Source organism: Epilithonimonas sp., assembly GCF_032055105.1.
Classification (GTDB): Bacteria; Bacteroidota; Bacteroidia; order Flavobacteriales; family Weeksellaceae; genus Epilithonimonas.
The window spans coordinates 213,692-236,569 of the sequence record NZ_DAMBRK010000004.1; the positions used below are offsets into that span (position 1 = coordinate 213,692).

The window sequence follows — 22,878 nt, forward strand, 5'->3', positions numbered from 1 at the left end:
ATTTTATTTTATTTTAAAAATTCGATAGAGGTGTTGTTCTTTTTTAGATATTCGTTTTCTGAAGCTAAGTCATAAGCGGTTTCATCAAACTCAGTTTTGATATCTTTTTTAGCGCCAAGGCTGATGAGATATTTTAGAATTTCGTCATTTTTTGCAATAAGCGCCGCTTTGTGAAGTGCGGTCATACTTTCTTTGTTCTTGGCATTTACATCAATCTTATATGGTTCTAATTTTTTTAGAAGGTCAAGATTGTTTTTTGCAATGGCGAGATGTAGCAACGTATTTCCATCTGCTTGTGGCGTCGAAAAGTTAATTCCTTTTGATTTTAGAAGCTCCATTTTTTCGGTTAAGTCATCTTTTGCATTCCCTCTTCCGCCAGCAGGATTGTAAGCTTGAATAATATGATAAGCCAAGTCATTTCCTTTTATATCTTTTATATTGATGTTGGCTTTGTTGTCCAAAAGAAGCGCAATGGTTTCTGCAGAACTACTTTTTACAGCTTCGGTTAATGCAGATTCACCTTTAGCATTCGTAGCGTTGATGTCTTTGATTTTTGGAAGAATAGCTTTAATATTATTGATGTCTCTACCACCAGCCGCAATGATTAAAGCATTGTTTCCATCAGCATCTTTTTGATTAGGATCAACACCTTTATTGATAAGGTAATCGATGATCTCCTTTTGGTTGGGTTTTCTTGCAATGATTTGCAGAGCCGTAGCTCCATCCTCATTGGTTGTTTTTGGATTTAATTTTAAATCATCCAGAAGGTATTGATAAACTGGCAATCCATTAGTATTAGTTCTTGTTCCCGAAGCTGCGTTGATTAGTGCATAATCTGTGGCCTTGATATTTTTTGTACGTAATGATTTTAAAATATCAATATTACCAAAACTTGTAGCATAATCGAAAGCTGTTCTTCCTTTGTTGTCTTTAGAATCCAAAGAAAGACCTTTTGACAAGAATAGTTTTTCTAGAGAGCCGTCTTTATCATTTCCTATGGCTAATAAAAGAATGTTGGCGTCGTTATTGTATTTAGTTTTTGGATCAACACCATTTCGAAAAAACAAGTCATAGATTTCTGCATTGGCTAGACCAAAATAAGCTGCAAAAGATATAGGCGTAAAACCTTTTGTGTCATATTTATTGGGGTTGTAGCCTTTTTTCAATAGGTAAGAGATTACTTCTTTGTTTCCGCTCATTGCTGCCCAATGCAAGTAAGTTCTTCCATCGTGTGTTAGTTGATCAACACTTTTCGCTTTTTCTAATAAGTAAATAATTACATCTGTCGAAGATCTATTATTAATAGAAAGTGCAGTTGGATCAAAAGCATTAGAATTAAATTCGTAAGGGTTGTTGCCTTGGTTGATTTCTGCTTTTACTTTTTCTACATCTGGTTTTGCTTTCCAGAAGTCAGCATTCAGAAGTGTATTTTTTTGCGCTTGGAAAAGCATACCTAATAATATGAAAGATGTGAAAAGTATCTTTTTCATTTTTAATTAATTTATTTTTATTAATTCTAAATAGCAAAAATACAAATTAATCTTTTTAATGCTTCCTAATGAAACTGATTTTTGGCAGTTCTAGAATAAAATTTCATTTTCAAAATGTAATGTTCTGTTTTAAATGTTAACAGAACTACTTAAGATGGGGGAACTTTGTCCAATTCGTATTGTTATAAGTTTACTTTTAAGCCTTAATTTTCTTAGAGTGATTATTCTGTCAAGATTTATTTGATGTTTTGTTTTTAAAATTGGTCTAGAATCTCGTAACTCACAAATTATCAAATAATTTCCTGAAAATATTTGTCAATATAAAAAATATTCATACATTTGCACACTCATTTTAGGGAAAGAGTATGCCTATTTCAGACATAGAAAATTACGAAGGCCACTAAAATGCTAAGTTTTAATATAATAGATATATAATAAATAATGTCAGGTATTATTGGTAAAAAAATCGGTATGACATCTTTGTTTGACGAAGCTGGGAAAAACATTCCTTGTACAGTTATTCAGGCTGGTCCATGTGCGGTTTTACAGGTCAGAACCGAAGAAGTTGACGGGTATGTTGCTGTTCAACTAGGTTTCGATGACAAGAGTGAGAAGAACGTTGGTAAAGCGTTAGCTGGTCATTTTAAAAAGGCTGGTTCAACTCCTAAAGCGAAGTTGGTAGAATTCAGAAATGCATTCGAACACGATGTTAAAATAGGAGATTTAGTAGAAGTTAACATGTTTGCAGAAGGTGAATACGTTGATGTAACAGGTACTTCTAAAGGTAAAGGTTTCCAAGGTGTTGTTAAAAGACACGGATTTGGAGGTGTAATGCAAGCAACTCACGGGCAGCACAACAGACTTAGAGCTCCAGGTTCTATCGGTGCTGGATCGGATCCTTCGAGAGTATTCAAAGGAATGAGAATGGCTGGTAGAATGGGAGGTGAGCAAGTAACTGTTCAAAACCTTCAAGTGTTAAAAGTGGATGAAGAACAAAATCTTTTAGTAGTAAAAGGTGCTGTTCCGGGAGCTAAAAATTCTTATGTAATTATCAAGAAATGGAACTAGTAGTATTAAATACATCAGGAAAAGAGACCGGAAGAAAAGTAACTCTTGACGAATCAGTTTTCGGAATTGAGCCAAATCAGCACGCGGTTTACTTAGAGGTTAAACAATATCTTGCTGCTCAGCGTCAAGGTACTCATAAATCTAAAGAAAGAAGCGAAATCACTGCTTCTACTAGAAAGCTTAAGAAGCAAAAAGGTTCAGGATCTGCGAGATATGGTGATATCAAGTCGCCAACTTTCAAAGGTGGAGGTAGAGTTTTTGGTCCAAAACCAAGAGACTACAGATTCAAATTGAACAAAGCGCTTAAGAGATTAGCTAAAAAATCTGTTTTGTCTCAAAAATTGAGAGATAACAGTATCAAAGTTTTGGAGAACTTGAGTTTTGATGCTCCTAAGACAAAAGAATTCATCACATTGTTGGATGCTTTGACTCTTACAGGTAAAAAATCATTATTCGTACTTCCTGAAGCTAACAAGAATGTATATTTATCTTCTAGAAACTTGCCTAAAACAAGAGTGTTGAATTATAACGAGATTTCTTCTTATGATTTAATCAATGCAGGTGAGATTATCTTCTTAGAAGGTGCAGTAGAGAAATTTCAGGACAACTTAAAGAAATAAATCATGTCACTTATTATTAAACCAATTATTTCAGAAAAAGCAAACTATCTTACAGATCTAAGAGGTGCTTATTCTTTCTTGGTTGCTCCAAAAGCAAACAAGATCCAGATTAAAGGTGCTATTGAAGCAGCTTACGGTGTAAAAGTAGCGGACGTTAGAACGATGATTTATGCGCCTAAAGTTTCTGCTAAACATACAAAAAAAGGACTTCAAGTTGGGAAAACCAATAAATTGAAAAAAGCTGTTGTAACATTAGCAGCTGGAGAAGTTATTGATATTTTCGCAACTAATTAATTAATTATAAATAATAGTAATGTCTGTTAGAAAATTAAAACCTATCACCCCAGGACAGAGATTCAGAGTTGTTAACAATTTTGAGGAAATTACTACCAACAAACCAGAGAAATCTCTAACAGTTGGTATTAGTAAGTCAGGTGGACGTAACCAAACTGGTAAAATGACCATGCGTTACACCGGAGGTGGACACAAAAAGAAATACAGAATTATCGACTTCAAAAGAAACAAATTCGATGTTGAAGCAACGGTAAAAACTGTAGAATATGATCCAAATAGAACTGCTTTCATCGCGTTGGTGGAGTACGCAGATGGAGAGAAGAGATATATCATCGCTCCAAACGGGATCAAAGTTGATCAGAAAATTGTTTCTGGAGAAAGCGTAGAACCTAACGTAGGTAACGCAATGAAATTGAAAAATATTCCATTGGGTACTGTAATTTCTTGTATCGAATTGAAGCCTGGACAAGGTGCAATCATGGCAAGAAGTGCTGGTTCTTCAGCTCAATTGACTTCTAGAGATGGAAAATATGCCATCGTTAAGTTGCCTTCTGGAGAATCTAGAATGATTCTTACAGAATGTATAGCAATGGTTGGATCTGTTTCTAACGGTGATCATCAGTTAACTGTATCAGGTAAGGCTGGTAGAAGCAGATGGTTGGGTAGAAGACCTAGAACAAGACCAGTAGTAATGAACCCAGTTGATCACCCAATGGGAGGTGGTGAAGGACGTTCTTCTGGAGGTCACCCAAGATCTAGAAACGGTAAACCAGCTAAAGGTTACAAAACTAGAAAGAAAAACAAAGCGTCTAACCGTCATATCATATCTAAACGTAAATAATTATGGCAAGATCACTTAAAAAAGGACCATTTATTCATCACACTTTAGATAAAAAGGTTCAGGCAAATATAGAGTCTAACAAAAAGACTGTAATCAAAACTTGGTCTAGAGCGTCTATGATCTCTCCAGACTTCGTAGGTCAAACTATTGCTGTACACAACGGGAAATCTTTTATCCCAGTTTATGTAACAGAAAACATGGTTGGACACAAGTTAGGCGAATTTTCTCCGACAAGATCTTTCAGAGGTCACGGTGGTAACAAAAATAAAGGAGGTAGATAATCATGGGATCAAGAAAAAGAGAAAGTGCATTAGCACGTAAAATAGCAAACCAAGATGTGGCAAAAGCGTTACACAACGATTGCCCTTCTTCTCCTAGAAAAATGAGATTAGTTGCTGATATCATTAGAGGAGTAGAGGTTGAAAAAGCTCTATCTATTCTAAAATATTCAAAGAAAGCTGCTTCTGAGAAATTGGAAAAAGTATTACTTTCTGCGATTGCTAACTGGCAAACTAAAAACGAAGGTGCTGACATCGAGGAAGCAAACCTTATCGTTAAAGAAATATTTGTAGATAGTGCAAGACAATTGAAGAGACTAAGACCTGCTCCACAAGGTAGAGGTTACAGAATCAGAAAGAGATCAAACCACATTACATTAATCTTAGGTACTAAAAATTAATTCAAGGTATGGGACAGAAGACAAATCCAATTGGTAACAGATTAGGTATCATCAGAGGATGGGATTCTAACTGGTTTGGTGGTAAAAACTACGGTGATAGAATCGCTGAAGATTACAAAATCAGAAGATACCTTGAAGCAAGATTATCTAAAGGTGGTATTTCAAAAATCTTTATTGAAAGAACACTTAAATTAGTAACTGTAACGATCACTACTGCTAGACCAGGTTTAATCATCGGGAAAGGTGGACAGGAAGTTGACAAACTAAAAGAAGAGTTGAAAAAATTGACTGGAAAAGATATCCAAATCAATATTTTCGAAATCAAGAGACCTGAGCTAGACGCAGTATTGGTTGCTGATAGCATCGCTAAGCAAATCGAAAATCGCATCTCTTACAGAAGAGCGGTGAAAATGGCTATCGCTTCTACAATGAGAATGGGAGCTGAAGGGATCAAAGTTCAGATTTCTGGAAGATTGAACGGCGCTGAAATGGCACGTTCTGAAAACTTCAAAGAAGGAAGAATTCCTTTATCTACTTTCCGTGCAGATATCGATTATCATATCGGTGAAGCATTAACTCAATACGGTAAGTTAGGTGTTAAAGTTTGGATTATGAAAGGAGAAGTGTACGGTAAAAGAGACCTTACTCCGCTTGTAGGACAACAGAAAAAAGCGCCAGCTGGAGGTAGAAACGACAGAGGAGAAAGAGGCGACAGAAAACCAAGAAGAAATAATTAATAAAATTTTAGAGGATAGTTTTTAAATGACCGTTACTTTTTTAAAATCTAAATTCTAAAATCTAAAATTTAAGAAATTATGTTACAACCAAAAAGAACCAAATTCCGTAGAGTTCATAAGATGAAAATGAAGGGGATTGCTCAAAGAGGTAATCAACTTGCTTACGGAACTTTCGGAATCAAAGCTACAGAGGGAGCTTGGGTTACTGCAAGACAAATTGAAGCGGCGCGTATCGCAGCTACAAGATATATGAAAAGAGAAGGTCAACTATGGATCAAAATTTTCCCAGATAAGCCAATTACTAAAAAACCAGCGGAAGTACGTATGGGTAAAGGTAAAGGTGCTGTGGAATATTGGGTAGCTGTAGTAAAACCTGGTAAAATTATGTTCGAAGTTGGTGGTGTACCTTACGATGTAGCAAAAGAAGCTCTTAGGCTTGCTGCTCAAAAGTTACCAATCGTTACCAAGTTCGTAGTTGCAAACGATTTTGTTAAACCTCTATAATCTCTATTAAAATGAAAAACGCTGACATCAAAAATTTAAGCAAAGAGGATTTAATCAATCAATTGACTGAAGCTAAAGCTAACTATGCTAAAACTAAATTGGCTCACAAAATCAGTCCACTTGAGAATCCAATCTTAATAAGAGATTTGAGAAAAACAATCGCTAGACTTAACACAGAATTAACTAACAAACAATAATTCCTTTTTACAATGGACAGAAATTTAAGAAAAGAACGTATTGGAGTAGTTTCCAGCAATAAAATGGAAAAGACTATTGTTGTTAGTGAAACTACGAGAGTGAAGCATCCAATGTACGGTAAATTCGTTTTGAAAACGAAAAAATATACTGCACATGATGAGAACAACGAGTGCACAGAAGGTGATACAGTTTTGATTACAGAAACTAGACCTTTGAGCAAGAGCAAAAGATGGAGATTAGTAAGAATCATTGAAAAAGCTAAGTAATAATGTTACAAACAGAATCAAGATTAAAAGTTGCTGATAACACAGGTGCAAAAGAAGTACTAGTGATCAGAGTTCTAGGAGGAACTAGAAGAAGATATGCTTCAGTTGGTGATAAAATCGTTGTTACTATCAAAGATTCTACACCATCAGGTAATGCTAAAAAAGGCCAAGTGTCTAAAGCAGTTGTAGTAAGAACTAAAAAAGCAGTTAGAAGAAAAGATGGATCTTACATCAAATTCGAAGACAATGCTTGTGTTTTACTAAACGCTGCTGGAGAAATGAGAGGAACACGTGTTTTCGGACCAGTTGCTCGTGAGTTGAGAGATAAAGAATATATGAAAGTTATTTCATTAGCTCCTGAAGTACTTTAATTTTAAAATTTACAAAAATGACAAAAGTTAAAATAAAAAGAGGAGACAACGTTATCGTTACTACTGGTAAAAACAGAGGTAGTAAAGGTGAAGTTCTTGAAGTAATTAGAAAAGAAGGTAAAGATCCTAGAGTTGTTGTTGCCGGTATTAATATCGTTAAAAAACATACTAAGCCATCTGCACAAAACCCTCAAGGTGGAATTGTAGAAAAAGAAGCTTCTTTGCATATTTCTAACGTAGCACTTGTTGATAAAAACGGTAAAGCTACTAAGACTGGTACTAAAGTAGAAGGAGGTAAGAAAGTAAGAGTTGCTAAAACAACAGGTGAAACTTTATAATTTAGAATTACAATGGAATATATAGTAAGACCAAAACAAGCATATAAAGAGAAAATTGTTCCTGCAATGATGGAAGAATTTGGGTACAAATCAGTAATGCAAGTACCTAGATTAGAGAAAATCGTTGTGTCACAAGGTTTGGGAGCTGCTACAGCTGACAAAAAAATCGTTGACTATGCAGTAGAAGAATTGACTGCAATTACAGGACAAAAAGCTGTTGGAACACTTTCTAAGAAAGATGAAGCAGCCTTCAAACTAAGAAAAGGAATGCCTGTAGGAGCAAGAGTAACTCTAAGAGCTGATAAAATGTATGAGTTCCTAGATAGATTAACTTCTTCTGCACTTCCAAGAATTAGAGATTTTTCTGGAATCAAAGCTGAAGGTTTCGACGGAAGAGGTAATTACAACTTAGGTATTACTGAGCAGATTATCTTCCCAGAGATCGTAATTGACAAAGTGAAAAAAATCCAGGGGATGGACATCACTTTCGTAACAACTGCGAAAACTGATAAAGAAGCAAAATCATTATTAACTCACTTCGGTTTACCGTTCAAAAAGAACTAAGAAATGGCTAAAGAATCAATGAAAGCGCGTGAGCGCAAAAGAGAAGCTACTGTAGCTAAATATGCTGAAAAAAGAAAAGCTTTGAAAGAAGCTGGTGATTATGATGCATTACAGAAATTGCCTAAAAATGCTTCTCCTGTAAGATTACATAACAGATGTAAATTGACAGGTAGACCAAGAGGATATATGAGAACATTCGGTATTTCCAGAGTAACTTTCCGTGAAATGGCAAACAATGGTCTTATCCCAGGCGTTAAAAAAGCTAGTTGGTAAGCAATTAAAATTTTACAGCTGACTTCTATATTTTATAAGTCAGCTGTATTTTAATAAATAGAGGACAAAACTATAATGATTTTAAGATATTTGAAAATTTTTAATTATTATTAATTTTTTTTGTACTTTTGCACCCGCTCAGTAAATTAATATTTTCTGAGAGTTAAACTTAGTTTTGACTATGTTTATTAAAGTTAATTGAATTTTAGAAAACAAAGTGACAGTTAAGTTGTTGAGATACTGTAAATAAAGAGTTTTTTTTGGAGAGTTATTCCAACTAAATTATCTTTAATTTTCAAGTCTTTTCAATACTGGTTGTCATTAACCAATAATTTAATAATAAAGAAATGGTAACAGATCCAATTTCAGATTTCCTAACAAGAGTAAGGAACGCACAAAGCGCAGGCCACAAAGTGGTGGAAATTCCTGCATCGAAAATCAAAAAAGAGATCACTAAGATTCTTTTTGACCAAGGTTATATCTTGAACTACAAGTTCGAGGACAACGCGGTTCAAGGAGCTATCAAGATCGCTTTGAAGTATGATAAGCAAACGAACAAACCAGCTATCAAGTCTATCCAAAGAGCTTCTAGACCAGGTCTTCGTCAGTACAAAGGTTCTGAGGAACTTCCAAGAGTACTTAACGGACTAGGTGTAGCTATCATCTCTACTTCTAAAGGAGTAATGACTGATAAAAAAGCTAGACAAGAGAAAGTAGGAGGTGAAGTAATTTGCTACGTATATTAATTTTTTAAAACAAGGAAAATGTCAAGAATTGGTAAAGCAATTATAGAAGTTCCTGCTGGAGTTACAGTTTCTGAAAAAGAAGGTGTTGTAACGGTAAAAGGTCCTAAAGGAGAGTTATCTCAGGAACTTACAGGGGGGATTAGCTTCGCACAAGAAGACGGTGTACTTACATTCACACGTCCTTCTGATTCAAAAGAACATAAAGCGCTTCACGGTTTATACAGAGCGCTTATCAACAATATGATTGTTGGTACTTCTACAGGATTCACTAAGCAATTAGAACTAGTAGGAGTTGGATACAGAGCATCTCACAATGGTCAAAGATTAGAATTGGCTCTTGGATTTTCTCACGGTATCGTTTTGGAACTTCCAAAAGAAGTTACAATAGATACATTGACTGAAAAAGGGAAAAACCCGATCATTACATTATCTTCTTACGATAATCAACTTCTTGGAATGGTGGCTGCGAAGATCAGATCTTTCAGAAAACCTGAGCCTTACAAAGGAAAAGGTGTGAAATTCGTGGGTGAAATCATCAGAAGAAAAGCCGGTAAATCTGCATAAAATTTAAGAAAATGGCATTAACAAAAGTTGAAAAACGAATCAGAATCAAAAGAAGAGTAAGAGGGAAGATTTCAGGATCTGCATCTTTACCAAGATTATCTGTATTCAAAAGTAATAAAGAGATCTACGCTCAATTGGTAGATGACAAAGACGGAAAAACATTAGTATCTGCATCTTCTAGAGAGAAAGGAGTAGACGCTAAAGGAACGAAAACAGAAGTATCTGTAGCTGTAGGTAAAGCTATTGCAGCTAAAGCTAAGGCGGCAGGTATCGAGAATGTTGTATTTGATAGAAATGGTTTCGTATACCACGGTAGAGTGAAAGCTCTTGCTGACGGTGCTAGAGAAGCTGGTCTTAAATTCTAATTTTAAAAATCTAGAAAACATGGTAGATAGTAATATAGAAAGAGTTAAACCTGGAGGATTAGAATTAAAAGATCGTCTGGTTGCTGTTAACAGAGTAACTAAAGTAACCAAAGGTGGTAGAGCATTCGGATTTTCTGCAATTGTTGTTGTAGGAAACGAGGATGGAATTATCGGATACGGACTAGGTAAATCTAAAGAAGTAGCTTCTGCAATTGCTAAGGCAGTAGAAGATGCTAAGAAAAACTTGGTAAAAGTTCCAGTAATCAACCATACAATTCCTCACCAGACTTCTGCAAGATATGGTGGTGCTGATATCTTTTTGAGACCAGCATCTCACGGTACAGGACTTATCGCAGGTGGTGCGGTAAGAGCGGTATTGGAATCTGCAGGTGTACACGATGTATTGTCAAAATCTAAAGGTTCTTCTAACCCACATAATGTTGTGAAAGCTACTTTCAACGCATTATTGGACATCAGAAGACCAGAAGAGATTGCAAGAATGAGAGGAGTTTCTTTAAGTAAAGTGTTTAACGGTTAATCAATATAGCAATGGCAACAATCAAAGTAAAATTAGTTAGAAGTGCTATTAATCGTTCTAAAACTCAAAAAAGAACACTTGAAGCACTAGGATTTAAAAGACTTCAACAAGTTGTAGAACACGAAGCTACGCCTTCTATTTTAGGAATGATCGCTTCTGTAAGTCACTTATTAGAAGTTCAGAAATAAGAACAATAGACATAGAGAAAAGAGACTAGTTTTTGCAGTCTCTTGTCTCTTATCTTTTAATCTATAATCTCAATACAACAATGAATTTAAATAATTTAAAACCATCAGCTGGCTCTACTTTTAGCATAAAAAGAATTGGTAGAGGACAAGGAAGCGGATATGGTGGTACTTCAACAAAAGGACATAAAGGTCAAAAAGCTAGAGCTGGTTATTCTCAGAAAATCGGTTTCGAAGGTGGACAGATGCCTTTGCAAAGAAGATTACCAAAATTTGGTTTCAAAAATATTAATAGAAAAGAGTTTAGAGCAATCAATCTTGATACTATCCAAACTTTGATCGATACTAAAAACATCACTGGTGATATCACTAGAGATGTATTAGTAGAAAACGGTCTTGCATCTAAAAACGAATTAGTAAAAATCTTAGGTAGAGGTGATTTGAAATCTGGTGTTTCTATCTCTGCTGACAAGTTTACTAAGTCTGCTGAAGAAGCAATCAACAAAGCAGGAGGTAAAGCAATTACTCTTTAATTAATAATAATGAAAGAATTTATACAAACACTTAAAAACATTTGGAGTCTAAAAGAGCTGAGGGATAAAATTATCCTGACACTTTCTTTGGTCCTTGTGTATAGATTCGCATCATATGTTTCTCTTCCTGCAATTAATACTGCAGAAGTAGGGAACTTATTACAACATTACCAAAATCAAGGCGGGAACCAACAAGGGGCCGGCCTTTTGGGTTTATTGTCTTCTTTCACAGGTGGAGCATTTAGCCGTGCTTCTATCATGGCATTAGGAATTATGCCTTATATCTCTGCTTCTATTATAGTGCAATTGATGGGAATGGCTATTCCTTATCTTCAGAAGTTACAAAAAGACGGAGAAAGTGGAAGAAATACATTGAACCAAATTACCAGATGGTTAACTATTGGGGTTTGTCTTGTACAAGCGCCTTCTTATTTAACTTCTGTTACGCAATATTTCTTGCCTTATTCACAGTTTGGATCAGCCTATTATATAGATCCAGCATCATTAATGTTTTGGTTACCGAGTATTATTATCTTGGTAGCAGGATCAGTATTTGCAATGTGGTTAGGAGAGAAGATTACTGACAAAGGTATTGGTAATGGTATTTCTATCTTAATTATGGTGGGTATCCTTGCGGATCTTCCAACAGCATTTTATCAAGAGATTCTTACGCAGAATGGTAAAGGTGGTTTAGGAAGCATCATGATTTTAGTAGAAATTATATTCTGGTTATTGGTCATTCTATTAGCTATTGTTTTATCTGTAGCTGTAAGAAAAATTCCAATCCAGTATGTAAGTAGAGCTCAAGCAAGAGGTGGTGTTAGCAGAAACTTGATGGATGGTGCTAGACAGTGGATTCCATTAAAAGTGAATGCTGCAGGTGTAATGCCAATCATCTTTGCACAAGCATTGATGTTTGTACCAGGATTACTTACAAAAGTAGACGAATCTAACACGTTTTTGGCTGGTTTCAAAAATGTTTTTAGCTGGCAGTACAACGTATTGTTTGCGTTATTGATTATAATTTTCTCATTTTTCTATACAGCAATTACCATTCCTGTAAATCAGATGGCTGACGATTTGAAGCGTAATGGTGGGCTTATTCCTAAGGTAAGACCTGGAAAAGAAACGGCAGATTATCTAGATGATATTTTATCAAAAATAACCTTGCCTGGTGCAATATTTTTATCTATCTTTGCAGTCCTTCCGGCAATAGTGCACGGAGCGTTTGTTCAGACAGATAGATTTGCTCTCTTTTTTGGGGGTACTTCGTTGTTAATTATGGTTGGAGTTATCTTGGATACTGTGCAACAAATTAACACATATCTGCTGAACCATCATTATGATGGGTTGATGCAATCTAAATTATCAAGATCATCAAACCTTTAATAAAGTAAATGGCTAAACAGAAACATATAGAACAAGACGGCGTAATAACGGAAGCACTTTCCAATGCGCAGTTCCGTGTAGAGCTAGAGAATGGGCATGTATTAATTGCCCATATTTCTGGTAAAATGAGAATGCATTATATTAAACTCTTACCTGGAGACAAGGTAAGACTCGAACTCTCTCCTTATGACTTGACTAAAGGGAGAATAACTTTTAGATATTAAAATTAACAAAATGAAGGTTAGAGCATCTATCAAAAAAAGAAGTGCTGATTGCAAAATTGTACGCAGAAAAGGTGTACTTTTCGTAATCAACAAGAAGAACCCTAAATTTAAACAAAGACAAGGTTAAGAACCGCAATTAAATTATGGCGAGAATTTCAGGTATTGATTTACCAAAGAACAAAAGAGGCGTTATAGGTCTTACTTACATCTACGGTGTTGGAAGAAGTACTGCTTCAGAAATTTTGAAAAGCGCTGGAATCAGCGAAGACAAGAAAGTCAACGAATGGAATGACGATGAATTGGCAGCAATCAGAACTTATATCTTAGACAACGTAAAAGTTGAAGGAGAATTGCGTTCTGAAGTGCAATTGAATATCAAGCGATTGATGGACATAGGATGCCAACGAGGAATACGTCACAGACTAGGACTACCTTTAAGAGGCCAGAGAACGAAAAACAACTCTAGAACCCGTAAAGGAAAGAGAAAAACTGTTGCTAACAAGAAAAAGGCAAGTAAATAATCGTTAGGAATTATGGCAAAACAAACTAAAGTAGTTAAAAAAAGAAAAGTAAAAGTTGAGGCTATTGGTGAAGCGCATATTCAAGCTTCTTTCAATAACATCATCATTTCTTTAACAAATAAAGCAGGAGAAGTTATCTCTTGGGCTTCTGCCGGTAAAATGGGTTTCAGAGGTTCTAAAAAGAATACTCCATTCGCAGCTCAAATGGCTGCTGAAAACTGTTCTCAGGTTGCTTTCGAAGCTGGTCTTAGAAGAGTTAAGGTGTTTGTAAAAGGTCCAGGTGCTGGTAGAGAGTCTGCAATCAGAACTCTTCACAACTCTGGTATCGAAGTAAGCGAAATCGTTGACGTGACGCCTATGCCTCACAACGGATGTCGTCCACCTAAAAGAAGAAGAGTATAATCTTTTAACCTCAAATCTAAAACAATGGCAAGATATATTGGCCCTAAAACAAAAATTGCTAGAAAATTTGGTCAAGCAATTTTCGGAGATGATAAAAACTTCGAGAAAAGAAAAAATCAACCACCAGGACAACACGGTCCTAACAAAAGAAGAGGTGCGAAAAAATCAGAATACGCAGTTCAGTTAGCTGAAAAACAAAAAGCTAAATATACTTACGGTATTCTTGAAAGACAATTTGCTAACCTTTTTGACAAAGCTCATAGAAGTAAAGGTGTAACAGGTGAAGTTCTATTACAACTTTGCGAATCAAGATTGGATAACGTAGTTTACAGATTAGGTTTTGCTAAAACTAGATCTGGAGCTAGACAATTGGTTTCTCACAGACACATCACTGTGAACGGAGAGCTAGTAAACATCCCTTCTTATTTGCTTAAAGCTGGTGATGTAATTGCAGTAAGAGAGAAATCAAAATCTCTTGAAGTAATTGCTAATGCATTAGCTTACAAAACAAATTATGAGTGGTTACAATTCAATGACGAGAAAAAAACTGGTACTTTCACGACTGCTCCTGAGAGAATTCAAATTCCTGAGGACATCAAAGAACAGTTAATCGTCGAATTATACTCTAAATAATAATTTTTTCAAATTTTTGCTCAACCAGACTATGGCAATTTTAACATTTATAAAACCCGATAAAGTAATCCTATTAAACTCGACAGATTTTAAAGGACAATTCGAATTCAGACCTTTGGAACCAGGTTTCGGGCTTACAATCGGTAATGCATTGAGAAGAGTTTTACTTTCTTCTCTGGAAGGATATGCTATTTCATCTATCAAAATAGAAGGCGTAGAGCACGAATTTTCAACTATTCCAGGAGTGATCGAAGATGTTACTGAAATCATTCTTAATCTTAAACAACTTCGTCTTAAAGCAAAAGTTGAAAATCCAGGAAATGAGCAAATTACTGCGAAAATCTCTGGACAAGAACTAGTAACTGCTGGAGATTTAGGAAACTCAATGGTTAACTTCGAGGTTCTTAATCCAGAATTGGTTATTGCAACTTTGGCTAATGATGTTACGTTTGAAATTACTTTCAACGTAGAAAAAGGAAGAGGTTATGTTCCGAGCGATCAGAACAAAACAAACAATGCTCCTGTTGGAACTATTGCTATTGACTCTATCTTTACACCTATCAAGAAAGTACAGTATAGTATAGAAAATTATCGTGTAGAGCAAAAAACAGATTACGAAAAATTAGTATTGGATATCGAAACTGATGGATCTATCACTCCTCAGAATGCTTTAACAGAAGCTTCTAAGATTTTGATCTACCACTTTATGTTATTCTCTGATGAGAGAATTACTTTAGAGACTGAGGCGGTAAAAGCTTCTATCCAGTACGATGAAGAGACTCTTCACACAAGACAACTTCTTAAGTCAAAATTAGCAGATATGGATCTTTCTGTAAGAGCCCTTAACTGTCTGAAAGCAGCTGAAGTAGAAACTCTTGGGGAATTGGTATCTTTCAGTAAATCTGATTTGATGAAATTCAGAAATTTTGGTAAAAAATCTTTAACAGAACTTGAAGAATTGGTTCACTCAAAAGGACTAAATTTCGGGTTTGATGTTGCAAAATATAAGTTAGACGCTGATAAATAATCCTTAAAATGAGACACGGTAAAAAAATAAATCACTTAGGTAGAACGGCGCCGCACAGAAAAGCAATGCTTTCTAACATGGCTTGTTCACTAATTGAGCATAAAAGAATCAACACTACTGTTGCTAAAGCGAAAGCTTTAAGAGTTTACGTGGAACCACTACTTACAAAAGCTAAAGAAGATACAACTCACAATAGAAGAACAGTTTTCTCTTACCTACAAAGTAAAGAAGCTGTTACTGAATTGTTCAGAACTGTAGCTCCTAAAATTGCTGAAAGAAACGGTGGATACACAAGAATCATCAAAACTGGTTTCAGACTTGGTGATGCTGCCGATATGGCAATGATCGAATTGGTAGATTTCAACGAGATCTACAATCCGAACGAAGCAGAGAAGAAAACAACTAGAAGAAGTAGAAGATCTACTTCAGCTCCTAAAGCAGAAGCTGTTGCAGTGGAAGCTACTGAAGCTAAAGTTGAAGAAACTCCTGCTGAGACATCTGCAGAAGAAAAAACTGAAGAATAAGATTCTTTTGTTTTTAAATATAAAACCATCTCTTTTTAGGGATGGTTTTTTTGTTTTGGTACCGAATAAAAACCATTAATTTTGTGTTTTTATATTTTATTAAAGAATACTTATGATCGCATTCAGAAAGATTACCTTTATCTATTTTTTATTAATCAGTTTTATGGCTTTCTCTCAGGCAGAAACTCCATTTTATACTTTGCCGAAGATCAAATCTAGTATTACTCTGCCTGTTTCTTTACCCATTCAAGAGATAAATAGTCTGGTAAATCAATCTATAAAAGGAACACTTTATGAGGACCAATCTTACACAGATAATGATAATGACCAGTTCAAGGTAAAGATAGAGAAGCAAGGTAATATAGCTATAAAAGCTTTGACCAATAATCGGTTAATGATTTCGGTGCCTTTGAAAATATGGGCAGAAAAAGGCTATGGAACCTTCGGAGTATATGTTTATAAAGATACCAATTTTAATCTTATAATGAATTTTATTACCACAATTGCTGCAACATCGGATTGGAAACTGAACACCAAGACTACAACAGCGGGATTTGTTTGGACACAGAAACCAGTCTTGGATTATGGTAAAATTAAGATCCCAATTGCGCCTTTGATTGAAAGTACGTTGAGAGAACAACAAACGAAATTCACAAGTATCATAGATCAGCAGATCAAATCTCAATTCAATCTTCAGCCATATCTTGTAATGGTTTGGAACCAGTTTTCTAAACCAATCAATGTTTCTGAAGAATACAATACTTGGCTCAAGATTACACCTCAAAGTACTTATATTTCGCCGTTGCAGGTTTTTCAGGATAAGATTAAAACCACCATCGCGATAGATTTGTACTCCGAAACTTATGTTGGACAAATTCCTCTAACAACAAAAGACGTTAACACTGTTCCAAATTTTATAATTAATCCTAATATTCCTAAAGTTTTTAATCTGCAGATCACAGCCAATATCAGTTTTGATGAAGCAACCAGAATTGCAAAACAACAATTTTTAGATAAAGAATTTGCAATGGGTAGTGAAAACAAAAAAGTCAAGATTACAGATATCTTGGTCTATCAGGAAAAAGAAAATATTGTGATAGAAGCTCACACAACTGGCGAAGTCAATGGAACGGCTTTCATCAAAGGAAAACCTTTTTACGATGCTGTGAATCACAAAATAAAGTTAAACGTATCTGACTTTAATCTTAAAACCAAGAATTTTTTCCAAAAAGCGTTAACCGTTTTATTCGAAGGAAAGATCCGAAGAATGATAGAGAACGACTACGGAATCCCATTGCTAGATATTGAAAATTCTTCCAGAAAAAGTATGATGGATAACTTCAACAAAGAGTATGTAAAAGGAATTAAAATGCAAGGAAATGTCTTGGCATTGAGGCCTACACAATTCTTGTTGTCAGAAAAGTATATCACAGTAGTCATTGATACCAATGCGCAACTTCAAATGACTGTATCTGGGTTGAGTTTTTAATTTTGTTATACTACATAATCAATATTCGATAATTCCTACGTTCTTTTATCTTGTATTTTTTGCCTAAGTTATATTTGTTTTGATTTTAATTATCGATAATAATAATTGATTATTGGTGTTATATTTAGAATTAATTTGCTTTAATATTTATGATATATAGTTTTTTGTTGACTTTTTGTAATTATAATGTTAGTTAATACCTATATTTGCTTTCAATAAATTTTAAAAATGAAGAAAACTCTATCTATCGCGCTAGCATTAGGTTATCTATGTGGTTTTGCACAGGAATCGAAACAACTTGCAAAACTTAAAAAAGAAACCAATGCGAATGTTACAATCAGTAACAGTACTTCTAATCCTAATTTTATCCTTTTTGGAAATGCAAATTCTCTTCAGTTGAAATCTGCTGGAGCAAAAGCAAAAACAGCTGAGTTTCTGGCTGAAAATTTTCAAGCTTTCAATTTAAAATCAACTAATGATCTTGTCTTCGTAGAGGAAACTATAGATAATTATGGTTTGAAAAATGTAATCTACAGACAGCAATACCAAGGTATTCCCGTTTATGATGGTGTACTTAAGTTCCATTTCAACGGAAAAGAGCAGTTGGCTTCTATCAACGGAAATTCGATTTCTAATATCAAAGTGGATTCTACGCCAGATATTTCTGCAACAGAAGCGGCAAGTATTGCAAAAAATTTGATTGCAAAACAAAAACTTACGAATAGTGATGTCCCTTTCGAAATTGGGAAAAATAATCTTTTGATTTTTCCTAAAAATCTAGTACAAGGCGGGATTGTAACACCTTACTTGGCTTATGAAGTAGAAGTGACTAATAAGAATGATGTAAGAGAATTTCTTTTCATAGATGCTCACACAGGGGAACTGGTAGAGCAGTTTACAGGAATCCATCCAATTGATAGAAAACTGTACGAAACTAATACCAATGCGACAAATCTTAAATGGAAAGAAGGAGACGAATTGCCTGGGGCTCTCGATAAGTGGCAAAAAAACGAAGTTATAACTTCTGAGCATGTTTATAATTTTTTCAAAAATGCATTTGATTATGTTTCTTATAATAGTAACGATGCATCTATGATAACTATTAACAATAATCCGAATATCAATTGTCCTAATGCTAACTGGAATGGGGTAACGGCTAATTATTGTACAGGAACAGCAGCAGACGATGTTGTAGCTCACGAATGGGGACACGCTTACACCGAATATACAAGTGGTTTAATTTACCAATACCAATCGGGCGCTCTTAACGAATCTTACTCCGATGTTTGGGGAGAGACTATCGATCTTCTTAATAATTATGAAGACGAAGGTGAAAATAATGATGTAAGAACTACAACGGCTTGTAATTCTGGTTCTGTACGTTGGAAAATGGGAGAAGATGCAACTGCATTTGGAGCACCAATCCGTGATATGTGGAATCCAAACTGTAACGGAGATCCAGGCAGAGTACTAGATACGTCTAATTACTATTGTGGAACAGCTGATAGTGGAGGTGTTCATTCCAATTCTGGGGTGACCAATCACTTATACGCACTTCTTGTAGATGGCGGAACCTACAATGGTTACACAATGACGGGAATGGGCTTTGTAAAAGCAGCTCATATCTGGTGGAGAGCTCAAAAAAATTACTTAACACCTACCAGCGACTTTTCTAATTTTGCAGATGCTCTAGAAGCTTCGGCTAATGATTTGATTGGGATTAATCTTCAGGGTTTATCTACTACTGCTAATCCAGCTGGACTATCTGGAGAATCTATTACAGCAGCTGATGTTCAGAATCTTAAAAACGGAATCTTAGCTACAGAGTTAAGAATGTCACCAGTGACTCAATGTAATTATGTTCCAATCTTATCTGCTGTTCCAGACTTATGCGCTGGTGCAACTAGTAATCCATTATTCAAAGAAGATTGGGAAAATGGTCTTGGCAACTGGACAGTTACCAATATTCCTACAGACGCTGCTGCTGCTTCTTGGGAAGTAAGAGACTGGACTATTCAGGATAATTTGCCGAAAGGAAGAACAGGTAAAGCAATCTTTGGTGCAGATCCTATAAACGGCGATTGTCAATCAGATCTTCAAAACGGAATTTTACGCTTAGAGAGTCCATTGATTACAATCCCTGCTTTCACAAGTGGAAAATATGAAATGGCATTCAATCATTATGTAGCAACAGAAGCTCAATATGATGGTGGTAATATCAAATATAGTATCAATGGTGGTTCGTGGGTTCTATTACCAATAACAGCTTTTACTCAGAATGCTTATAATCGTGTTTTAGCAAACTCTGGTAATGATAATCCACTAAAAGGGCAAAGAGCTTTCTCTGGTACAGATGGCGGATCTTTAAGTGGAAGTTGGGGACAAAGTGTTATCGATTTGTCACAAATTGGAGTCGTTTCTGGTTCCAATGTTAAGTTCCGTTTCGAAATGGGAACTGATGGATGCAACGGAAATGATGGTTGGTATCTGGATGAAATCTACGTTTACAATTGCGCAATGCTTGCTGTAGAAGATGTTCAGAAACAAAACGGAATCACTGTTTTTCCGAATCCAACTTCTGGTTTTGTAACGATTCAGAATAGTAAAAACTCCAACTTGAAAAATGTTGAGATCTATAATGTTGCAGGACAAATGATTCAGAGATTCAATATCAATAATGCTAAAAATGCGTCATTGGATATGAGCCAGTTAACAAATGGAACTTATATCTTGAAAGTCAACTCTGAAACAGAAAGTAACTCTGTAAAAGTAATCAAGAAATAATTTTTCGAAATTAATACCAACAAAAAATGCTTCTGAATTTTCAGAAGCATTTTTATTTTAATGTAAGTCAAAGTTCTAATCTCTAACTTCTAAACTCTAATCTCTCAAATTAAAACTTCAAAGCTGTTTCTAATGACAGCTCCATCATAGTTCTAAGCGCTTGTTCTCTTTGGTCAGCAGAGATAAATTCGTGAGTTGGAATGATATCCGAAACCGTCAAGATTGTAGCTGCATTTTTCCCGAGATGTTGAGCATTAGCAAAAAGAGCAAAAGCTTCCATTTCTACCGCAGGACAATTATGTCTTACTGCAATTTCCGGAACAGCTGGATCTTTTCTGTAAAAGATATCGCTAGAGTGGATGTTAGTTGCTTTCGCATTCAAGCTTAATTCCTTTGCAGTTTCATTGATTTTACCAAAAGCACTTCCTTGATTAGAAATGATATCTTCCTCAATTCCCCAAGCAAATTTTGCATAAGTACTTTCGCTGGCAGCATTCTCTACATTCAGAATATCGAATAATTTCAAATCTGTAGAATAAGCACCACAAGTTCCGATTCTGATAATTGTGTCAACTTCATACTCTGTAAACAATTCGTAAGAATAGATTCCGATACTTGGGAATCCCATTCCGCTTGCTCCAACTGTGATTTCTTTTCCTTTGTACTTTCCAGTGAAAAAGAAAATATTTCTGGTTTGACTCACCAATGTAACGTCGGTTAAGAAATTATCAGCAATATATTTAGCTCTTAATGGGTCGCCGGGCATCAAAACCGTTTTTGCGATTTCTCCTTTTTTTGCGCTTATGTGAACACTCATTTTATGAATTTTTTTAAGACCGTGAAGATAAAATTTATATTCCGATTATTGAAATCGATTCTGAGAAATAAAATCAAATAAAGCCCAAACATGCTTATGGATATTATAAACTTTCAGTTACTATTTATACCTTTCGATAATGCCAGATAGGAAAGGCTTGTATTTCTCACTCACTGGGATTCTTTCGTCGCCAATCATAATGCTGTTTTTTCCCACGCTTTGGAGGTGACGGAGAGAAACAATATGGGAGTTGTGAACGCGGATGAAATTGTCATAATTAATCTTTTCCATAATCGACTTCATTGTTTGATGTACAATCAATTTTCGGGTGTTGGTGTAGATGATGATATAATCTTTCAAAGCGTTGATTCGGGTAATTTCTTCTAGATTTAATTTGACATCCTCATTATTTGATCTCACGAAAATGAAAGATTCTTTTACGGCAGAAGCAGTCTCTTGTATCAGCTTTTTGTTATTGGTAAGATTATAACTTTTGTAAGTGGCTTTCAGAAATCGCTCAAATGAAAACGGTTTCAGAAGATAGTCTATCACATCCATTTCAAAACCTTGGATCGCACAATTGTCATAAGCGGTTGTGATAATGACATTTGGGAGCTTGTTAAAACTTTTCAAAAACTCAATTCCAGAAATATTGGGAAGATTGATGTCCAAGAAAATAAGATCAACACTATTATCTTGTAAAACACCTATTGTTTCCTGGATGTCATAACAATTAGCAACCAGATTCAAGAAAGGGATTCTTGAGATGTATTCTTCAATCACGTTGTGCGCCAATTCTTCGTCGTCTACAATTATACAATTCATTTTTTAGTCTAGTTGAAGGGTTAGGTTGATCTCGTATTCGGAGCCATTATCATTGATGTCCAGATTGTACTTATTGGGATAGAGCAAATCGAGCTTCATTTTAGTATTTTTTATTCCAAGCTTATTATTGTCAGTTCTTTCGCTCGGTTTGGTCTCATAAAAATTCTTGACGTTGAATTTGAGAATATTATCTTTCAGATTAATCAAAATGTCCAAAGGTCCTTTTCTGAAGTCTGCATATTTGAAAGCATTTTCTATAAAAGTCAATAGCAAAAGAGGCTCTATCTTATAAGCTTCGAAGTTGCCATAGAACTGCCAGTTGATATTATTAAACTTATTAAATCTAATAGATTGTATCTCGATATATTTTTTGATGTTGATAATCTCATCATTCAGATTGTTTTTCTGTCCGTTTTTATCATTCAGAACATATCGCATTATATCAGACAAAATCAAAATAACTCTTGGCGTATCTGTGGATTGTGTAATGGATAAGGAATAGATACTGTTCAAAGCATTGAAGAAAAAATGCGGATTAATCTGTTCTCTCAGGATTTTCAGTTCGCTAGATTGTCTTTCAAATTCTAAGGCTTTGATCATCTTTTGATTTTCCATCCACTTGTCAACAAAGAAAATTAATGTGCTGAAAACGATAGAAAACAATCCAATCTTAAAGAAAATATCGTGAAAATCTGGACCTTTACGGAATCTCATCATCCGGTCTGGTCTCGGAAAATCATTCGGAGGAAATGGTGGACGACCTTGCGGATGCTGTGGAAAATGCGGTAAAAAGAATATCATCAATGCTACATAAACCACTACAAAAGAAACAACAATAATCGTAATTTTTCTAGGTTTTTGCTTAATGAGATAAGGCAAAAAAAGTTTGTAATTGAGATAGAAAAACAGAATGGAGAACAAGAATATTTTCAGGTTCATCAACAATGCGAATTGTCCAAAAACGGAGTAATCCATTATCAGTTTAAAAGCGATAAGAACCAACCAGATAATCCAGTGATAGATGTAGATGGTTTTAATGCTTTTCAAAAATGTCTTCATAACAATTATA

34 protein-coding genes are annotated in these 22,878 nt (G+C 35.1%); 30 read left to right on the top strand and 4 right to left on the bottom strand.

Translation table 11 applies throughout. The annotated features are described in order from the left end of the window. Positions 1-8: 8 nt before the first annotated feature. Complete coding sequence (locus tag RTY06_RS05180; protein ID WP_312823323.1) at positions 9-1,490, bottom strand: ankyrin repeat domain-containing protein; 1,482 nt, start codon at positions 1,488-1,490, stop codon at positions 9-11. Positions 1,491-1,931: 441 nt separating this feature from the next. Here RTY06_RS05180 and rplC point away from each other — a divergent pair, with 441 nt between their 5' ends. The 30 genes from rplC (at position 1,932) to RTY06_RS05330 (ending at position 20,167) form a co-directional block, all read left to right on the top strand. Then, a complete protein-coding gene (gene rplC / locus RTY06_RS05185; RefSeq protein ID WP_116034115.1) occupies positions 1,932-2,558 on the top strand; it encodes a 50S ribosomal protein L3 in 627 nt (208 codons plus the stop codon). Next, the gene (gene rplD, locus RTY06_RS05190; protein WP_312823329.1) at positions 2,549-3,178 is read left to right on the top strand and encodes a 50S ribosomal protein L4; all 630 of its coding nucleotides are present in this window, start codon (positions 2,549-2,551) and stop codon (positions 3,176-3,178) included. The genes rplC and rplD overlap by 10 nt, the downstream gene beginning before the upstream one ends. Positions 3,179-3,181: 3 nt before the next feature. Next, positions 3,182-3,472, top strand: coding sequence for a 50S ribosomal protein L23 (gene rplW, locus RTY06_RS05195; protein ID WP_027383319.1), 291 nt, complete (start codon positions 3,182-3,184; stop codon positions 3,470-3,472). A gap of 19 nt (positions 3,473-3,491) precedes the next feature. Next, positions 3,492-4,313 carry a 50S ribosomal protein L2 gene (rplB, locus tag RTY06_RS05200; RefSeq protein ID WP_312823331.1) on the top strand — a complete coding sequence of 274 codons (822 nt, stop codon included), beginning with the start codon at positions 3,492-3,494 and terminating at the stop codon, positions 4,311-4,313. 2 nt (positions 4,314-4,315) lie between these two features. Continuing rightward, complete coding sequence (rpsS, locus tag RTY06_RS05205; protein WP_028122169.1) at positions 4,316-4,594, top strand: 30S ribosomal protein S19; 279 nt, start codon at positions 4,316-4,318, stop codon at positions 4,592-4,594. Positions 4,595-4,596: 2 nt separating this feature from the next. Next, positions 4,597-4,992 carry a 50S ribosomal protein L22 gene (gene rplV / locus RTY06_RS05210; RefSeq protein ID WP_116034120.1) on the top strand — a complete coding sequence of 132 codons (396 nt, stop codon included), beginning with the start codon at positions 4,597-4,599 and terminating at the stop codon, positions 4,990-4,992. 8 nt (positions 4,993-5,000) lie between these two features. Then, entirely contained in the window at positions 5,001-5,729 is a 729-nt protein-coding gene (rpsC, locus tag RTY06_RS05215) for a 30S ribosomal protein S3 (RefSeq protein WP_116034122.1), read from the top strand. Positions 5,730-5,807: 78 nt separating this feature from the next. After that, positions 5,808-6,233 (top strand): 50S ribosomal protein L16, encoded by a 426-nt coding sequence (gene rplP / locus RTY06_RS05220; RefSeq protein WP_027383314.1) that lies wholly within the window; start codon positions 5,808-5,810, stop codon positions 6,231-6,233. Between the two features lie 11 nt (positions 6,234-6,244). Next, a complete protein-coding gene (gene rpmC / locus RTY06_RS05225) occupies positions 6,245-6,430 on the top strand; it encodes a 50S ribosomal protein L29 (RefSeq protein ID WP_116034123.1) in 186 nt (61 codons plus the stop codon). A gap of 12 nt (positions 6,431-6,442) precedes the next feature. Continuing rightward, positions 6,443-6,697 carry a 30S ribosomal protein S17 gene (gene rpsQ / locus RTY06_RS05230; protein ID WP_027383312.1) on the top strand — a complete coding sequence of 85 codons (255 nt, stop codon included), beginning with the start codon at positions 6,443-6,445 and terminating at the stop codon, positions 6,695-6,697. 2 nt (positions 6,698-6,699) lie between these two features. Further along, complete coding sequence (gene rplN / locus RTY06_RS05235; protein WP_027383311.1) at positions 6,700-7,068, top strand: 50S ribosomal protein L14; 369 nt, start codon at positions 6,700-6,702, stop codon at positions 7,066-7,068. A 17-nt stretch (positions 7,069-7,085) separates the two neighbouring features. Beyond that, the gene (gene rplX / locus RTY06_RS05240) at positions 7,086-7,406 is read left to right on the top strand and encodes a 50S ribosomal protein L24 (protein ID WP_116034125.1); all 321 of its coding nucleotides are present in this window, start codon (positions 7,086-7,088) and stop codon (positions 7,404-7,406) included. 12 nt (positions 7,407-7,418) lie between these two features. Continuing rightward, positions 7,419-7,970 (top strand): 50S ribosomal protein L5, encoded by a 552-nt coding sequence (gene rplE / locus RTY06_RS05245; RefSeq protein WP_312823333.1) that lies wholly within the window; start codon positions 7,419-7,421, stop codon positions 7,968-7,970. A 3-nt stretch (positions 7,971-7,973) separates the two neighbouring features. Then, the gene (rpsN, locus tag RTY06_RS05250) at positions 7,974-8,243 is read left to right on the top strand and encodes a 30S ribosomal protein S14 (protein WP_034962852.1); all 270 of its coding nucleotides are present in this window, start codon (positions 7,974-7,976) and stop codon (positions 8,241-8,243) included. Between the two features lie 347 nt (positions 8,244-8,590). Then, positions 8,591-8,989, top strand: coding sequence for a 30S ribosomal protein S8 (rpsH, locus tag RTY06_RS05255; RefSeq protein ID WP_027383307.1), 399 nt, complete (start codon positions 8,591-8,593; stop codon positions 8,987-8,989). A gap of 18 nt (positions 8,990-9,007) precedes the next feature. Beyond that, a complete protein-coding gene (gene rplF, locus RTY06_RS05260; RefSeq protein WP_312823339.1) occupies positions 9,008-9,553 on the top strand; it encodes a 50S ribosomal protein L6 in 546 nt (181 codons plus the stop codon). A gap of 11 nt (positions 9,554-9,564) precedes the next feature. Next, complete coding sequence (gene rplR / locus RTY06_RS05265) at positions 9,565-9,918, top strand: 50S ribosomal protein L18 (protein WP_116034131.1); 354 nt, start codon at positions 9,565-9,567, stop codon at positions 9,916-9,918. Positions 9,919-9,937: 19 nt separating this feature from the next. Then, positions 9,938-10,456 (top strand): 30S ribosomal protein S5, encoded by a 519-nt coding sequence (gene rpsE / locus RTY06_RS05270; RefSeq protein WP_027383304.1) that lies wholly within the window; start codon positions 9,938-9,940, stop codon positions 10,454-10,456. Between the two features lie 11 nt (positions 10,457-10,467). Then, positions 10,468-10,644 (top strand): 50S ribosomal protein L30, encoded by a 177-nt coding sequence (gene rpmD / locus RTY06_RS05275; RefSeq protein ID WP_027383303.1) that lies wholly within the window; start codon positions 10,468-10,470, stop codon positions 10,642-10,644. Positions 10,645-10,724: 80 nt separating this feature from the next. Beyond that, positions 10,725-11,174, top strand: a complete 450-nt coding sequence (rplO, locus tag RTY06_RS05280; RefSeq protein ID WP_312823341.1) for a 50S ribosomal protein L15 — start codon at positions 10,725-10,727, stop codon at positions 11,172-11,174. Positions 11,175-11,183: 9 nt separating this feature from the next. Next, the gene (gene secY / locus RTY06_RS05285; RefSeq protein WP_312823343.1) at positions 11,184-12,563 is read left to right on the top strand and encodes a preprotein translocase subunit SecY; all 1,380 of its coding nucleotides are present in this window, start codon (positions 11,184-11,186) and stop codon (positions 12,561-12,563) included. Positions 12,564-12,571: 8 nt separating this feature from the next. Next, complete coding sequence (gene infA / locus RTY06_RS05290; RefSeq protein WP_027383300.1) at positions 12,572-12,787, top strand: translation initiation factor IF-1; 216 nt, start codon at positions 12,572-12,574, stop codon at positions 12,785-12,787. 10 nt (positions 12,788-12,797) lie between these two features. Continuing rightward, on the top strand, positions 12,798-12,914 hold the full coding sequence (gene rpmJ, locus RTY06_RS05295; protein ID WP_007839480.1) for a 50S ribosomal protein L36: 117 nt from the start codon (positions 12,798-12,800) through the stop codon (positions 12,912-12,914). 16 nt (positions 12,915-12,930) lie between these two features. Then, on the top strand, positions 12,931-13,308 hold the full coding sequence (gene rpsM / locus RTY06_RS05300) for a 30S ribosomal protein S13 (protein WP_116034136.1): 378 nt from the start codon (positions 12,931-12,933) through the stop codon (positions 13,306-13,308). A gap of 12 nt (positions 13,309-13,320) precedes the next feature. Next, positions 13,321-13,710 (top strand): 30S ribosomal protein S11, encoded by a 390-nt coding sequence (rpsK, locus tag RTY06_RS05305; RefSeq protein ID WP_027383298.1) that lies wholly within the window; start codon positions 13,321-13,323, stop codon positions 13,708-13,710. A 24-nt stretch (positions 13,711-13,734) separates the two neighbouring features. After that, positions 13,735-14,343: a 30S ribosomal protein S4 gene (gene rpsD, locus RTY06_RS05310; protein ID WP_116034138.1), complete on the top strand. Its 609-nt coding sequence runs from the start codon at positions 13,735-13,737 to the stop codon at positions 14,341-14,343. A gap of 31 nt (positions 14,344-14,374) precedes the next feature. Then, positions 14,375-15,370 (top strand): DNA-directed RNA polymerase subunit alpha, encoded by a 996-nt coding sequence (locus RTY06_RS05315; RefSeq protein ID WP_116034139.1) that lies wholly within the window; start codon positions 14,375-14,377, stop codon positions 15,368-15,370. 8 nt (positions 15,371-15,378) lie between these two features. Beyond that, on the top strand, positions 15,379-15,894 hold the full coding sequence (gene rplQ, locus RTY06_RS05320; RefSeq protein WP_312823345.1) for a 50S ribosomal protein L17: 516 nt from the start codon (positions 15,379-15,381) through the stop codon (positions 15,892-15,894). A 112-nt stretch (positions 15,895-16,006) separates the two neighbouring features. Continuing rightward, complete coding sequence (locus tag RTY06_RS05325; RefSeq protein WP_312823347.1) at positions 16,007-17,383, top strand: DUF4403 family protein; 1,377 nt, start codon at positions 16,007-16,009, stop codon at positions 17,381-17,383. 228 nt (positions 17,384-17,611) lie between these two features. After that, positions 17,612-20,167, top strand: coding sequence for a M4 family metallopeptidase (locus RTY06_RS05330; protein WP_312823348.1), 2,556 nt, complete (start codon positions 17,612-17,614; stop codon positions 20,165-20,167). A 109-nt stretch (positions 20,168-20,276) separates the two neighbouring features. Here the strand turns inward: RTY06_RS05330 and deoD are convergent, their stop codons facing one another. From deoD to RTY06_RS05345, 3 genes are all read right to left on the bottom strand, one after another. After that, positions 20,277-20,984 carry a purine-nucleoside phosphorylase gene (gene deoD, locus RTY06_RS05335; protein WP_312823349.1) on the bottom strand — a complete coding sequence of 236 codons (708 nt, stop codon included), beginning with the start codon at positions 20,982-20,984 and terminating at the stop codon, positions 20,277-20,279. A gap of 120 nt (positions 20,985-21,104) precedes the next feature. After that, complete coding sequence (locus tag RTY06_RS05340) at positions 21,105-21,809, bottom strand: LytTR family DNA-binding domain-containing protein (protein WP_312823351.1); 705 nt, start codon at positions 21,807-21,809, stop codon at positions 21,105-21,107. A gap of 3 nt (positions 21,810-21,812) precedes the next feature. Then, positions 21,813-22,868 carry a histidine kinase gene (locus tag RTY06_RS05345; RefSeq protein WP_312823352.1) on the bottom strand — a complete coding sequence of 352 codons (1,056 nt, stop codon included), beginning with the start codon at positions 22,866-22,868 and terminating at the stop codon, positions 21,813-21,815. Between the last annotated feature and the right edge of the window lie 10 nt (positions 22,869-22,878).

Excerpts from the sequence above, each read along its gene's own strand:
- RTY06_RS05180 (WP_312823323.1), bottom strand. The coding sequence starts at position 1,490 with ATGAAAAAGATACTTTTCACATCTTTCATATTATTAGGTATGCTTTTC.
- rplC (WP_116034115.1), top strand. The coding sequence starts at position 1,932 with ATGTCAGGTATTATTGGTAAAAAAATCGGTATGACATCTTTGTTTGAC.
- rplD (WP_312823329.1), top strand. The coding sequence starts at position 2,549 with ATGGAACTAGTAGTATTAAATACATCAGGAAAAGAGACCGGAAGAAAA.
- rplW (WP_027383319.1), top strand. The coding sequence starts at position 3,182 with ATGTCACTTATTATTAAACCAATTATTTCAGAAAAAGCAAACTATCTT.
- rplB (WP_312823331.1), top strand. The coding sequence starts at position 3,492 with ATGTCTGTTAGAAAATTAAAACCTATCACCCCAGGACAGAGATTCAGA.
- rpsS (WP_028122169.1), top strand. The coding sequence starts at position 4,316 with ATGGCAAGATCACTTAAAAAAGGACCATTTATTCATCACACTTTAGAT.
- rplV (WP_116034120.1), top strand. The coding sequence starts at position 4,597 with ATGGGATCAAGAAAAAGAGAAAGTGCATTAGCACGTAAAATAGCAAAC.
- rpsC (WP_116034122.1), top strand. The coding sequence starts at position 5,001 with ATGGGACAGAAGACAAATCCAATTGGTAACAGATTAGGTATCATCAGA.
- rplP (WP_027383314.1), top strand. The coding sequence starts at position 5,808 with ATGTTACAACCAAAAAGAACCAAATTCCGTAGAGTTCATAAGATGAAA.
- rpmC (WP_116034123.1), top strand. The coding sequence starts at position 6,245 with ATGAAAAACGCTGACATCAAAAATTTAAGCAAAGAGGATTTAATCAAT.
- rpsQ (WP_027383312.1), top strand. The coding sequence starts at position 6,443 with ATGGACAGAAATTTAAGAAAAGAACGTATTGGAGTAGTTTCCAGCAAT.
- rplN (WP_027383311.1), top strand. The coding sequence starts at position 6,700 with ATGTTACAAACAGAATCAAGATTAAAAGTTGCTGATAACACAGGTGCA.
- rplX (WP_116034125.1), top strand. The coding sequence starts at position 7,086 with ATGACAAAAGTTAAAATAAAAAGAGGAGACAACGTTATCGTTACTACT.
- rplE (WP_312823333.1), top strand. The coding sequence starts at position 7,419 with ATGGAATATATAGTAAGACCAAAACAAGCATATAAAGAGAAAATTGTT.
- rpsN (WP_034962852.1), top strand. The coding sequence starts at position 7,974 with ATGGCTAAAGAATCAATGAAAGCGCGTGAGCGCAAAAGAGAAGCTACT.
- rpsH (WP_027383307.1), top strand. The coding sequence starts at position 8,591 with ATGGTAACAGATCCAATTTCAGATTTCCTAACAAGAGTAAGGAACGCA.
- rplF (WP_312823339.1), top strand. The coding sequence starts at position 9,008 with ATGTCAAGAATTGGTAAAGCAATTATAGAAGTTCCTGCTGGAGTTACA.
- rplR (WP_116034131.1), top strand. The coding sequence starts at position 9,565 with ATGGCATTAACAAAAGTTGAAAAACGAATCAGAATCAAAAGAAGAGTA.
- rpsE (WP_027383304.1), top strand. The coding sequence starts at position 9,938 with ATGGTAGATAGTAATATAGAAAGAGTTAAACCTGGAGGATTAGAATTA.
- rpmD (WP_027383303.1), top strand. The coding sequence starts at position 10,468 with ATGGCAACAATCAAAGTAAAATTAGTTAGAAGTGCTATTAATCGTTCT.
- rplO (WP_312823341.1), top strand. The coding sequence starts at position 10,725 with ATGAATTTAAATAATTTAAAACCATCAGCTGGCTCTACTTTTAGCATA.
- secY (WP_312823343.1), top strand. The coding sequence starts at position 11,184 with ATGAAAGAATTTATACAAACACTTAAAAACATTTGGAGTCTAAAAGAG.
- infA (WP_027383300.1), top strand. The coding sequence starts at position 12,572 with ATGGCTAAACAGAAACATATAGAACAAGACGGCGTAATAACGGAAGCA.
- rpmJ (WP_007839480.1), top strand. The coding sequence starts at position 12,798 with ATGAAGGTTAGAGCATCTATCAAAAAAAGAAGTGCTGATTGCAAAATT.
- rpsM (WP_116034136.1), top strand. The coding sequence starts at position 12,931 with ATGGCGAGAATTTCAGGTATTGATTTACCAAAGAACAAAAGAGGCGTT.
- rpsK (WP_027383298.1), top strand. The coding sequence starts at position 13,321 with ATGGCAAAACAAACTAAAGTAGTTAAAAAAAGAAAAGTAAAAGTTGAG.
- rpsD (WP_116034138.1), top strand. The coding sequence starts at position 13,735 with ATGGCAAGATATATTGGCCCTAAAACAAAAATTGCTAGAAAATTTGGT.
- RTY06_RS05315 (WP_116034139.1), top strand. The coding sequence starts at position 14,375 with ATGGCAATTTTAACATTTATAAAACCCGATAAAGTAATCCTATTAAAC.
- rplQ (WP_312823345.1), top strand. The coding sequence starts at position 15,379 with ATGAGACACGGTAAAAAAATAAATCACTTAGGTAGAACGGCGCCGCAC.
- RTY06_RS05325 (WP_312823347.1), top strand. The coding sequence starts at position 16,007 with ATGATCGCATTCAGAAAGATTACCTTTATCTATTTTTTATTAATCAGT.
- RTY06_RS05330 (WP_312823348.1), top strand. The coding sequence starts at position 17,612 with ATGAAGAAAACTCTATCTATCGCGCTAGCATTAGGTTATCTATGTGGT.
- deoD (WP_312823349.1), bottom strand. The coding sequence starts at position 20,984 with ATGAGTGTTCACATAAGCGCAAAAAAAGGAGAAATCGCAAAAACGGTT.
- RTY06_RS05340 (WP_312823351.1), bottom strand. The coding sequence starts at position 21,809 with ATGAATTGTATAATTGTAGACGACGAAGAATTGGCGCACAACGTGATT.
- RTY06_RS05345 (WP_312823352.1), bottom strand. The coding sequence starts at position 22,868 with ATGAAGACATTTTTGAAAAGCATTAAAACCATCTACATCTATCACTGG.